The sequence below is a fragment of the Kitasatospora sp. NPDC096077 genome (genome assembly GCF_040303245.1).
In the GTDB taxonomy this organism is placed as follows: Bacteria; Actinomycetota; Actinomycetes; order Streptomycetales; family Streptomycetaceae; genus Kitasatospora.
The window spans coordinates 33,515-45,752 of record NZ_JBEOSV010000038.1; the positions used below are offsets into that span (position 1 = coordinate 33,515).

Here is a 12,238-nt window from a genome sequence, read left to right on the forward strand (position 1 = left end):
GTGCGGGCCGGGGAGGCGTGGCCGGTGGTCTCCGACACGCTGCCGGTGCAGGCGGACTGCAGCCACCTGTACATCGCGACCGGCAAGTCGATCATGGAGCTGCAGAACGACGCCGCCGGCAACCCCACACCGACCAACCGCGTCGTCGCCGCGCAGTCCGGCAACAACGGTCCGTCCGGCTCCTGGGCGGCGAACCTGGCGATGGGCCCGGACCCGTCGGGCACCAACAGCCCGGCCTTCATCTCCTCGACCTACAGCAGCTCGCCGCAGCCGCTCTACAAGGTCGCCAACGGCACCGGCTCGGTGACCACCGACATCTACAACGGCCAGACCCGCACCAGCCCCAACCCCCCGACCAACTCGGGCTACGTCTGGGGCGGCTTCGGCATGGACCCGACGAAGCCCGTGCTCTACGGCGCCGGCAACCTCTACTCCGGCGCCAACAAGCTGATCTTCCGCGAGGACCTCACCACCGGCGCCGCCACCACCCAGAACCCCCAGGGCCTGCCCGGTGACACCGTGTGGCAGTACGGCACCTTCGTGCCGGACATCTTCGTCGACTCGGACGGCAACATCTACACGGCCGTCTCGTACGGCGGGCTCTTCGTCTACCAGATCGACATGTCCGGCCCGACCTGGACGGCCCGGCGGGTCGTCCAGGTGAAGGGCCCGGCCGGCAGCGCTGGAACCTACAACTACGGCATGGCCTGGCTGAACGGCTCGATCTACTTCGGCCAGTACGACGGCACGGTCTTCAAGGTGGACCCGAAGACCGGCGACTCCGTCAGCATCGGCACCTACTCCGGCAACACCACGGGCACCACCAAGCCCAACACCGGCGGCGACTACGCCCTCACCGACCTGGCGAGCTGCCAGACCTCGCAGAACCTGCTGAAGCAGCTGACGGTGAGCAAGACCGCGGACAAGACCACCGTGCTGCCCGGTGACACCCTCACCTACACCGTCACCGTGAAGAACACCGGCGCGGTCGACTACCCCGGCGCGGCCTTCAGCGACGACCTGACCGACGTGCTGACCGGCGCCGCCTACAACGGCGACGCCCGGGCCTCGGCGGGCACGGCGGGCTACGCGGCGCCGAAGATCAGCTGGACCGGTGACCTGGCGGTCGGTCAGAGCGTCACCGTCAGCTACTCGGTGACGGTCGGCGACCCCGGCTCCGGCGGCGCGAAGCGGCTGCGCAACGCCGTCACCGCCAAGGACTCCCAGTGCCAGGCCGGCTCCACCGACCCCGCCTGCTCCACCGACACCCCGGTGGGCGGCCTGGCGGTGAAGAAGACCTCGGACGTCACCCGGGCCAAGCCCGGTGACACCGTCAAGTACACCGTCACGGTGACCAACACCGGCGCGACGGACCTTCCCGGGGCGAGCTTCAGCGACGACCTGACCCAGGTGCTGGACGACGCCGCCTACGCTGGTGACGCCCGGGCCAGCGCCGGTACGGTCTCCTACCGCAGCCCCACCCTGTCCTGGACGGGTGACCTGAAGGTCGGCCAGAGCGCGACCGTCACCTACTCGGTGAAGGTGAACGACCCGTCGAACGGCGACAAGCGGCTGGTCAACGCCGTCGTGGCGCCCGGCAGCAACTGCCGGGCCGGCTCCACCGACCCGGACTGCACCAGCACGGTGGTGGTCACCGGCCTGAAGCTGACCAAGACCGCGGACGCCACCGAGGCCCGGCCCGGCCAGAAGGTCACCTACACCGTCACCGTGCAGAACACCGGCGGCGCGGCCGCCACCGGGGTCACCTTCACCGACGACGTCAGCGGCGTGCTGGACGACGCGACCTACAACCGGGACGCCACCGCGACCGCCGGCACCGTCGCCTACCGGGAGCCGCGGATCTCCTGGACCGGGGACGTCCCGGCGGGCGCCACGGTGACGGTCCGCTACTCCTTCACCGTCGACAGCCCGCCGCGCGGCGACCTCCGGCTCGGCAACACCGTGGTCTCGCCCGACTCCAACTGCCCGGTCGGCTCCACCGATCCGGCCTGCACCACCGTCGTCCCGGTCAAGGCGCTGCGCGCCCACAAGACCGCCGACAAGGACAGCTACGGCCCCGGCGAGACGGCCACCTACACGATCGTCATCGAGAACCCCGGCACCGTCGACTACCCCGGCGCCACCATGACGGACGACCTCAGCGGGGTGCTGGACGACGCCGACTTCGTCAGCGCCTCGGCCAGCGCCGGCACCGCCGCGCTCAGCGGCTCGGCCGTGGTCTGGAACGGCGACGTGCCCAAGGGCGGCAAGGTCACCGTGACGGTCGTGGTCAAGGTGAAGACCGATGTGACCGCCGGTGACGGCAGGCTGGCCAACGGCGTCGTCGTGCCGGACTCCAACTGCCCGGCCGGCTCGACCGACCCGGCGTGCAGCACCGTCGTCCCGGTCAAGCGCCTGGAGGTCACCAAGACCTCCAGCCCGGCCCAGGTCGGCGTCGGCGGCACCGTGACCTACACCCTGACCGTCCGCAACAGCGGCACCGCCCCCTACCCGGGCGCCACCGTCACCGACGACCTGACCGGGGTGCTCACCGGCGCCTCCTACGACGGCGACGCCAAGGCCGGCACCGGCAGCACCGCCTACCTGGAGCCCAGGCTCACCTGGACCGGCGACCTCGCGCCCGGCGCGAGCACCACCGTCACCTACAGCGTCACCGTCAGGAGCCCGCTGAGCGGCGACGGCCGGCTCGTCAACGCCGTGACCGCCCCCGACTCCAACTGCCCGCCCGGCTCCACCGACCCGGCCTGCGGCACCACCGTCCTGATCAAGCACCTCACCGTGCGCAAGACCGCCGACCGCACCGAGCTGCGGCCCGGTGAGAAGGTCACCTACACCGTCCGGGTCACCAACGACGGCCAGGTCGACGTGCCGGACGCCGGCTTCCGCGACGACCTGACCAAGGTGCTGGACGACGCGGTGTACGGCGACGACGCCACCGCCTCGACCGGCACCCCCGCCTACGCGGCGCCGGTGCTCAGCTGGACCGGCAGCCTGCCGGTCGGCAGCTCGGCCACGGTGGTCTACAGCGTGACGGTCAACGACCCGTACACCGGGGACAAGCACCTGGACAACCTGGTGGTCGCCCCCGACTCCAACTGCGCGGCGGGCTCGACCGACCCGGCCTGCGGGACGCGCATCCCGGCGCGCGACGTCAAGGTGGTCAAGACCTCCAGCCCGGCCGTCGCCAAGCCCGGTGACAAGGTCAGCTACACGGTGACCGTCACCAACCAGGGCGCCGACCCGGTCACCGGCGCCACCTTCAGCGACGACCTCAGCCAGGTGCTGGACGACGCGACATACGGCGACGACGCCACCGCCACGGCGGGCGCGGTGAGCTACACGGCACCGACCCTGACCTGGACCGGCGACCTGGCGGCGGGCGCCACGGCCCGGGTCACCTACACGGTGACTGTCAACAACCCGGCCACCGGCGACAAGAAGCTGGTCAACGTGGTCACCTCGCCGGACGGCAGCTGCCCGCCCGGCTCCACCGACCCCGACTGCGTCAACACCGTACGGATCCGCTCGCTGCACCTGGCGAAGACCGCCAGCCCCGCCGTCGCCAAGCCGGGCGACACCGTGACCTACACGGTGACGGTGACCAACGACGGGCAGACGGACATCGCCGGAGCCACCTTCAGCGACGACCTCTCCAAGGTCGTGGACGACGCCCGGTACAACCAGGACGCCGCCGCCACCACCGGAACGGCCTCCTACGCGGCGCCCGTTCTGACCTGGACCGGGGACCTCGCGGTGGGCGCCTCGGCCCGGGTCAGCTACAGCGTCACCGTCAACGACCCGATCAGCGGGGACGGCAGGCTCGCCAACGCCGTCACCTCGCCGGACGGCAACTGCCAGCCGGGATCCACCGACCCGGCCTGCGGCACCGTCGTACCGCTGAAGCACCTGAGGCTGGCCAAGACCGCGAGCCCGGCGGTCGCCAAGCCGGGCGACACCGTGACCTACCGGGTGACGGTGACCAACGACGGGCAGACGGACATCGCCGGGGCCACCTTCGGCGACGACCTGTCGAAGGTGCTGGACGGCGCGGCCTACAACAAGGACGCGACCGCCACGGCGGGCGCGGTGGGCTACGCGGCGCCGACCCTGACCTGGACCGGTGACCTGGCCGTCGGCGCCTCGGCGACGGTGACCTACAGCGTCACCGTCAACGACCCGATCAGCGGGAGCGGCAAGCTGGTCAACGCCGTGACGGCGCCGGACTCCAACTGCCCGGCCGGGTCCACCGACCCGGCCTGCGGCACCACCGTGCCGGTGCGCTCGCTGAAGATCGTCAAGAGCGCGAGCCCGAGCGTGGCGAGGCCCGGCGACAAGGTCACCTACACGGTGACGGTGACCAACGACGGGCAGACGGACATCGCCGGGGCGACGTTCCGCGACGACCTGTCGAAGGTGCTGGACGGCGCGGTGTACGGCGACGACGCGAGCGCCTCGGCCGGTGCGGTGGCCTACGCGGCGCCGACGCTGACCTGGACCGGTGACCTGGCGGTCGGCGCCTCGGCGCGCGTGACCTACAGCGTGACCGTCGACAACCCGGTCACCGGCAGCGGGAAGCTGGTCAACGCGGTGACCTCGCCGGACGGCAACTGTCCGGACGGGTCCACCGACCCGGACTGCACGAACACGGTGCCGGTGCGCTCGCTGAAGATCGTCAAGAGCGCCGACCCGGCCGTGGCCACGGCCGGCGGGAAGGTCACGTACACGGTGACCGTCACCAACGACGGCCAGGCCGACATCCCCAACGCCACCTTCACCGACGACCTCACCAAGGTGATCGGCGGTGCGGCCTACGACGGTGACGCCGCCGCGGACACCGGGGCCGTTTCCTACGCGGCGCCCCGGCTCACCTGGACCGGCGCCCTGCAGCCCGGCCGGAGTGCCAAGGTGACGTACAGCGTCACGGTGAACAACCCGCTCACCGGCGACGGCAAACTGGTCAACGCCGTCACCTCCCCGGACGGCAACTGCCGCCCGGAGAACGGCGATCCGGCCTGCACCAACACCGTGCCGGTCAAGCACCTCAAGGTGGTCAAGCGCGCCGACCGGACCTCGGTCAAGCCCGGCGAGAAGGTCACCTACACGGTCACCGTCAGCAACGACGGCCAGGCCGACTACCCCGGCGCCGCCTTCCGGGACGACCTGTCGAAGGTGCTGGACGGCGCGGCGTACGGCGACGACGCCACCGCCACGGCGGGGACGGTGGGCTACACGGCGCCGACCCTGACCTGGACCGGTGACCTGGCGGTCGGCGCCTCGGCGCGCATCACCTACAGCGTCACCGTGCACAACCCGATCACCGGCAGCGGCAAGCTGGTCAACACGGTGACCGCGCCCGACTCCAACTGCCCGGCCGGCTCCACCGACCCGGACTGCACCAACACCGTGCCGGCCCGCAACATCAGGATCGGCAAGACCGCGAGCCCGGCCGTCGCCCGGCCCGGCGAGAAGGTCACCTACACCGTGACCGTCACCAACCTCGCCGAGGAGGACGCGGCCGGGGTGTCCTTCACGGACGACCTCACCAAGGTCCTGGACAAGGCGACATACGGCGACGACGCCGCCGCCACGGCGGGCACGGTGGGCTACCGGGCGCCCGTGCTCAGCTGGAACGGCGACCTCCCCGGCCGGGCGACGGCGACCGTGACCTACAGCGTCACCGTCAACAGCCCGGTCACCGGGGACGGCAAGCTGGTCAACGCCGTCACCTCACCGGACGGCAGCTGCCCGCCCGGCTCCACCGACCCGGCCTGCGGCACCACCGTCCCGGTCCGGTACCTCATCGTCGCCAAGACCACCGACGTCACCGAGGCCAAGCCCGGCGACAAGGTGACCTACACCCTCACCGTCCGCAACGACGGCCCCGTCGCCTACCCGGGCGCCTCCGCCGCCGACGACCTCACCGGGGTGCTCGGCGCCGCCGACTACAACGGCGACGCCACCGCCTCCACCGGCAGCGTCACCCTCGACGGCCGCACCCTCCGCTGGAGCGGCGACCTGGCACCGGGCACCGCCGCGACCATCGGCTACAGCGTGACGGTCAAGAGCCCCGTGCCCGCCGGGCAGTCCCTGAAGAACGCCGTCACCGCCCCCGACAGCAACTGCCCGGCCGACTCGGTCGACCCGGCCTGCTCGCGGGAGACCCCGCTGAGGAAACTGGAGGTCGTCAAGCAGGCCGACCGGACCACCGTGAAGTCCGGCGACCTGGTCACCTACACCGTCACCGTCACCAACACCGGCGGCACCGACTACACCGACGCCACCGCCACCGACGACCTGACCGGCGTGCTCGCCGCCGCCCGCTACAACGGCGACGCCACCGCCACCACCGGCAGCGTCGACTACACCGCGCCGAGACTCACCTGGCAGGGCAGCCTCGCGGTCGGCGCGCAGGCGGTGATCCGCTACACGGTCACCGTCGGCACCCCGGCCACCGGAAGCCTGGACAACGTGGTCACCGCGCCCGACAGCAACTGCCCGGTGCCGATGCCGGGAGGCCGTCGTGCCAGCGGTGACGTCGACCCCCGGTGCGGCACCCACCTGAACGGACGGCACCTCAGCCTCAGCAAGAAGGCGGACCGGCAGCAGGCCAAGAAGGGTGACACCGTCACCTACACGGTGACCGTCACCAACGACGGCGGAACCGACGTGCCCGACGCGTCCTTCAGCGACGACCTCGGGCAGGTGCTCACCGGCGCCACCTACAACGCGGACGCCACCGCCGGCACCGGCCGGGTCGACTACGCGCGACCGGTGCTCAGCTGGACCGGCGCGCTGGCGGCGGGTGAGAGCACCACCGTCCGCTACTCGGTGACCAGCACCGGCACGGCGCAGCTGCGTAACACCGTCACCGCCCCGGACTCCAACTGCCCGCCCGGCTCCACCGACCCGGCCTGCTCGGCGACGGTGACCCCGGAACCGCCCGGGCCGTCGCCCAGCCCCTCGCCCAGCCCCTCGCCCTCGCCCTCGCCCTCGCCGGGCCCGGGCCCGCTTCCGAACACCGGGAGCGGCACCCCCGCCGGACCGCTGCTCGGTCTTGCGGGCGTGCTGATCACGGTGGGTGCCGGACTGTGGCTGACGGTCCGGCGCAGGAGGACCATGCGCTGACCCGACGGTCCGATCGACGGACCAGCGCACGGCGGAGCCGCTCCCGGTAAGGGGGCGGCTCCGCCGCCGTGTTGGGCCGAGTGAGTGGAACCCCGCGGCGCCACCGTGCGGTGCGCCGACCCGTGACCGGTCCGGCTGCTCGAATGAGGCCGATCCGCGTACCGCCCCGAGGAGTTGTCGCATGCCCGGCCACCGTCACCTGCTCGCCGCCGCCGCCGTCCTGGCCGGCTGCGCCCTCGCGCCCGGGGCCGCCCGGGCGGCCGAGACCGCCGACCCGCACGCCCGACCGCACCTCGCCATCGCGCTCGACGACGGGCGGCAGGAGGCCCGGCCCGGGGACCGGCTCACCTGGACCGTCACCCTGCACAACCTCGGTGCCCAGCCGCTGACCGGACTGCGGGTCACCCAGCAACTGCCCGCCGCGGCCCGTCCGCTCTCCGCCTCCGGCGACGCGGCCGCCCACGCCGACCGGCCCAGCTGGACAGACCTCACGCTCGACCCGGGTGCCACCCGCACCTTCACCGCCACCGCCGAACTCGCCGACACCGGGCCCGAAGTGCTGCGCTCCTCCAGCACCGCCTGTGCCTACCAGGGCGACGCCAAGCAGCCACTGGTCTGCGCCAGCCACCTCGACCTGCTGCCGGCCGGCCGCCGGGCGGCGGCACCGCCGCCGGAGGAGGGCGGCGACGGCCGCCGGCTCGCCCTGGTGGGAACCGCCGCCGCCCTCGGCACGGGTGGCGCGGTCGGCACCTGGTGGCTGTGGCGCCGCCGGCGGGCGGGCACCGGCGAACCGGGCTCAGCGCCCGGCCGTGCCGGGTAGCGGGCCGTACTCGACGCAGTACGAACAGTCGCAGCTGGTCAGGGAGTTGGCCTGACAGTGGGCGGTGGGAAAGTACCGCCCGGCGCAGGGGCCCGGGTCGACGGGGGAGTCGTCCTCGGGCAGGGTGCGTCGGCACACGTCGCAGCTGACGGCGACCGCCAGGCCCGCCCGGCGGAGCTCGCGGGCAGTGCGGGCCGCGTGCTCGAACGGGACCTCCGCGAGCAGCACGGACGTCCCGCTGTCCAGGAGCAGGCCGCTGCGCCACAGGCTCAGCCCGGTCGCCCTGCGGACCGCTCGGAGACGGGCCGCCCCGCGGGGTGAGGCGCCGGCCAGCGTCACGGTGAACTGCGGGTCCTCCATGGCTTCCCTTCGTCGACCGGCACCGTATCCGACGGCCGGTCGGGGCGGTCAGGACGGGGTGTGGCCCCACCAGAGGTGGGGGTGGTCGGGCGGTGCGGGGTGGGTGGGGTGGAGGGCGGCGGAGAGGACGGGGAGCAGGGCGCGGGGGTGGAGCAGGACGGTGCTGCTGCGGGTCATGTGCATCGCTTCCAGGAAGCGGCGGAACACCTCCGGTTCGGCTGCCATCGCCCGCTGGACCGGTGGCAGGACGGCGGCGACGAGACGGGCGGCGCGGTCGGGGCGGGGCTGCTGCCAGCCGCGGTCCTGGAGGGTGGACATCAGCCAGGGGCGGCGGGTGAGGTGGGCGAGCCGGCGTTGGTAGGCCTGGGCGGAGCCGGGGGTGTCGGGGCGGGTGAGCGCGGTGCGCAGCAGGTCGGCCGCCATGGCGGCGATGCCCATGCCCTGGCCGTAGAGCGGGTTGAACGCGCAGACGGCGTCGCCGAGGGCGAGCAGGCCGTCGGGCCAGTGGGGGAGGCGGTGGTAGTGGGTGCGCTGGTCGGTGCAGTGGGCGTAGCGGCGGACGGGGGTCAACGGGTCGAGGCCGGTGAGGAGTTCGGCCAGCGGGGTGCGGAGGCTGCGGGCGAACGCGGTGAAGCCGTCGGGGTCGTGGGGCGGGTGGTCGCCGGCGGCGCCCTGGAGGGTGACGAGGAGGCGGTCGCCCTCGATCCGGGTGGCCATGAAGCCGCGGTGGACGTGCGGGGCCTGGAGGAGCTCCATGGCGGCCGCCCACGGGGGGCCGTCGGCGTCGCCGGTGGTGTACAGGCGGGAGGCGTAGCCGACGCGGGCGTCGATCACCGTCCGCCGTGGCTGCGGGAGTCCGAGTCCGGTGAGCCACTGCGGCAGGTGTGAGCTCCGTCCGTCGGCGACCACCACCAGATCGGCGTCGACGGGTCTGTCGCCTCCAGGTCTGTCGCCTCCGGGTGTGTCGCCGCCGGGGGTCTCCCGGACCAGGACCCCGGTCACCCGCCGGGCACCGCCGGCCAGTGCGGTCACCCGTACGCCGGGCCGGATCCGGACGTTGCCGAGCGCGGTGACGCGCCGGCGCAGGTGTGCCTCCAGCAGCGGACGGCTGAAGGTCTGCAGCGGGATCCCGGTCGGGGTGCGCGGTGACCAGCAGTCGGGGAAGCGGAAGGCGACGATCTGCCCGAAGTCCCCACCGGGGGCGCCGGCCGCCGTCAACTCGGCGCGCAGGCCCGGGAAGAGGTCCTCCATGACCTCCGCGCCGCGGGCCGTCAGCCCGTGCACGTGGTGGCCCTGGGGCACGCCCGGCCGTTGGGCGGGCCGGTCGGGGAGGGTGTCCTGTTCGAGGACCTCGACCTCGGTGTAGGCGTCGGCGAGCACCCGGGCGGCGAGCAGTCCGGCGATGCCGGCGCCGACGACCAGGGCCCGGTGGCGGTCGGTCATCCTCGGTCGAGCCCGAGGTGGTCGGTGGCGGGGGCGGGGTCCCCGGCCGGGACCAGGAGGGAGTGGTACCGGGTGGTCCGGCTCCACTCCAGGTAGCCGCTCATCGCGGTGCGCAGGCAGTCGGCGATCCGCCGGGCGGCCGGGGCGTCCCGGTGCCCGACCGTGTCCGGCAGCCGTGTCTCCAGGAGGAGGAACTCCTCGCACCAGGAGGTGATCATGGACTGGATCTCCTGGAGGGCTTCGACGCGCCCGCAGTTCAGCTCGTGCTCGATCACGGGCACCAGGTTGTGGAGGTCGCCGCGGGACTCGTCCCGCTCCACGGAGTGCACGTCGCCGAGGGCGCCGACGACGTCCGCGGTGAGGTCGAGCATCCGGCGGACCACGACGTCCGTGGCGAGCCGGCGCGGGAGTTCGAAGCCGTACGCCTTCTGGCTGAGGTCGATCATCGCGGGGACGGGGCCGGACCGGCGGCGCAGCTCCGCGTACTCGGCGCGGGTCGGGACGCGGCGGCGGGCGGGGTGGTGGGCGTGGTGCCGGGCGCGGTGGCGTGCCTCCTGGAGGTGGGCGCCGAGGTACCACTGCCAGTGCTGCCCGGTGTGCTCCAGCCACCCGGGTGACGCGCCGTCGGCGAGTCGGCGCCAGACGTCGGCGAAGGCCCGGACCAGGGGCCCGGCGGCCGCCGGGGGCCGCCCTGCGGTGGCGATGACGGCGCCGAGCTCCGCGCAGAGGGCGGCGATCCGGTCCGGCCGGTCGGGGAGGGGGCCGGCGAGCGGGCCGTGGACGTGGTCGTCGATGTGGTCGTTCAGGAGGGCGGCCACCACGACCGCGTCGACGGTGAGGTCCAGCTGCTCGCCGCCCGCCCGGGGGTTCCAGCCCGCCATGAGTCCGGCGAAGTCCCAGTGCAGCAGGCGCAGTTCGTCGACGGGATCCTCGACGAGCCGCTGCCGGCGGCACCAGTGGAGGCTGCGGTGCCGGGCGGCGTCGGCGTCCGGACTGGTCACGGCCCCGAAGGGCAGGGTGAACGCGGTGTCCTGGGGCATGGCGGGCCCTTTCGGGGGGAGGGAGTGCGGGCCGTCGCTCCCCCCAAGGGTCACCGCCCCGGTCCGCGGCCGCAAGAGGGCAGGTGGGGCGGTCGGACGGGGTGCCGCACCGCGACGGTACGGTGCGGCACCCCGGCGGTCACCAGGTGACCGGGACGGCGGCGGCCGTGATGGCCATCCGGTTGGGCTGCCAGGGCACTTCGTCGACGGGCACGGCCAGGCGCAGGTCGGGGAACCGCTGGAGCAGGACCCGGAAGGCCGTGTCGGACTGGCGGCGGACCAGGTGGGCGCCGGGGCAGTGGTGGCGGCCGTGGCCGAACCGCAGGTGCGGGTTGGGCGAGCGGGCGGGCTCGAACCGCTGGGCGTCGGTGAAGGCGGCCGGGTCGAAGTTGGCGGCGTCCAGGGAGAGCAGGACCAGGTCGCCGGACTCGACCTGCTGGCCGGCCAGGGAGGTGGGCTCGGTGACGAAGCGCGGGATCGCGTTGCCCAGGACGACGCTGCACCGCAGCAGTTCCTCCACGTGCTGGGGGGTCGTCCCGGGGTCCTCGCGCAGCGCGGCCATCGCCTCGGGGCGGCGGAGGAGGTTGACCGCGGCGACGCCCAGGAAGCTGGCGAAGTCCTCGTAGCCGCTGACGAACAGGACGGCGACGATGTTGGACAGCTGCCTGTCGCTCAGCCCCTGCTCCGTGGTGTTGCGGGCGTTCAGGTCGGCGAGCCGGTCGGCGAGTCCGCGCGGGCGCCCGGGGGTGCGGGCGGCCAGGTGGGCCGCGATGTAGGCGCGGATCTCCTCCCAGTTGTCGGCGAGTTCCCGGTCGGAGTAGGTCGCCATGGTGAGGTCCTTGTCGGCCCGTTCGGCGAGCCACTCCCGGTCCGCGAAGGGCAGGCCGAGCAGCCGGCACAGGCACTGCGCGGCCACCCACTCGGCGAAGTGGCGCTGGAGGTCGCCGGGTGAGCCCTCGGCGGCCATCCGGTCCAGGCCCTCCCGGGTGACCTCGGCGACCCAGTCGGCGGGCAGTTCCGGCTGGTTGCGGCCGAGGGCGGTGAGCACCTCGTCGCGCAGTCCGGCCTGCTGGAGGTGGCTCATGGCGCCCATCAGTTCGGGGGCCAGGATCGGGGCGTCCTGGGTCGGGCTGTCGGACTCGCCGAGCACGGAGCGGGCGAAGGCGCGGTCCCGCAGGACGTCGCGGGTCAGTTCGTAGCCGGTGACCAACCACGCCTCGCCGCCGGAGTTGGTCCGGACCCGGGCCACCGGGCAGCGGCTGCGCAGCTCGTCCAGTTCGGGGGCGAGGCGGTCGCCGTCGGTGCTGAACGGGTAGCGGGGCAGTGGCCGGTCGTCCGGGGCGCCGTCGGTGGTGGCGGGAGCCTGGGATGCGCTCACGTGGCGCGGTCCTCTCTGGGCGGGAATCGGGGTTGCGGGGCGGTGCGGCGC

6 protein-coding genes are annotated in these 12,238 nt (G+C 73.6%); 2 read left to right on the forward strand and 4 right to left on the reverse strand.

Annotated features, from left to right (window positions below; genetic code table 11):
* Positions 1-24 precede the first annotated feature (24 nt).
* Together ABTZ03_RS27760 and ABTZ03_RS27765 are read left to right on the forward strand one after the other, a co-directional pair.
* A complete protein-coding gene (locus tag ABTZ03_RS27760; protein ID WP_350515817.1) occupies positions 25-7,146 on the forward strand; it encodes a DUF7927 domain-containing protein in 7,122 nt (2,373 codons plus the stop codon).
* Between the two features lie 181 nt (positions 7,147-7,327).
* Positions 7,328-7,966 (forward strand): hypothetical protein, encoded by a 639-nt coding sequence (locus ABTZ03_RS27765; protein WP_350515818.1) that lies wholly within the window; start codon positions 7,328-7,330, stop codon positions 7,964-7,966.
* Here ABTZ03_RS27765 and ABTZ03_RS27770 read toward each other — a convergent pair.
* The 4 genes from ABTZ03_RS27770 to ABTZ03_RS27785 all read right to left on the reverse strand — a co-directional run bounded on the left by ABTZ03_RS27770 (position 7,943) and on the right by ABTZ03_RS27785 (position 12,187).
* Complete coding sequence (locus ABTZ03_RS27770) at positions 7,943-8,326, reverse strand: hypothetical protein (RefSeq protein WP_350515819.1); 384 nt, start codon at positions 8,324-8,326, stop codon at positions 7,943-7,945. The two genes, ABTZ03_RS27765 and ABTZ03_RS27770, sit on opposite strands and share 24 nt — an antisense overlap.
* A 48-nt stretch (positions 8,327-8,374) precedes the next feature.
* Positions 8,375-9,769: an FAD-dependent oxidoreductase gene (locus ABTZ03_RS27775; RefSeq protein WP_350515820.1), complete on the reverse strand. Its 1,395-nt coding sequence runs from the start codon at positions 9,767-9,769 to the stop codon at positions 8,375-8,377.
* Positions 9,766-10,809, reverse strand: a complete 1,044-nt coding sequence (locus ABTZ03_RS27780) for a terpene synthase family protein (protein WP_350515821.1) — start codon at positions 10,807-10,809, stop codon at positions 9,766-9,768. Before ABTZ03_RS27780 ends, ABTZ03_RS27775 begins: the two co-directional genes overlap by 4 nt.
* A gap of 139 nt (positions 10,810-10,948) precedes the next feature.
* Positions 10,949-12,187 carry a cytochrome P450 gene (locus tag ABTZ03_RS27785; RefSeq protein ID WP_350515822.1) on the reverse strand — a complete coding sequence of 413 codons (1,239 nt, stop codon included), beginning with the start codon at positions 12,185-12,187 and terminating at the stop codon, positions 10,949-10,951.
* Positions 12,188-12,238: the final 51 nt, after the last annotated feature.

What these genes read in the sequence shown, in the direction of transcription:
- ABTZ03_RS27770 (WP_350515819.1), bottom strand. Translation starts at nt 8,326, where the DNA reads ATGGAGGACCCGCAGTTCACCGTGACGCTGGCCGGCGCCTCACCCCGC.
- ABTZ03_RS27765 (WP_350515818.1), top strand. Translation starts at nt 7,328, where the DNA reads ATGCCCGGCCACCGTCACCTGCTCGCCGCCGCCGCCGTCCTGGCCGGC.
- ABTZ03_RS27775 (WP_350515820.1), bottom strand. Translation starts at nt 9,769, where the DNA reads ATGACCGACCGCCACCGGGCCCTGGTCGTCGGCGCCGGCATCGCCGGA.
- ABTZ03_RS27780 (WP_350515821.1), bottom strand. Translation starts at nt 10,809, where the DNA reads ATGCCCCAGGACACCGCGTTCACCCTGCCCTTCGGGGCCGTGACCAGT.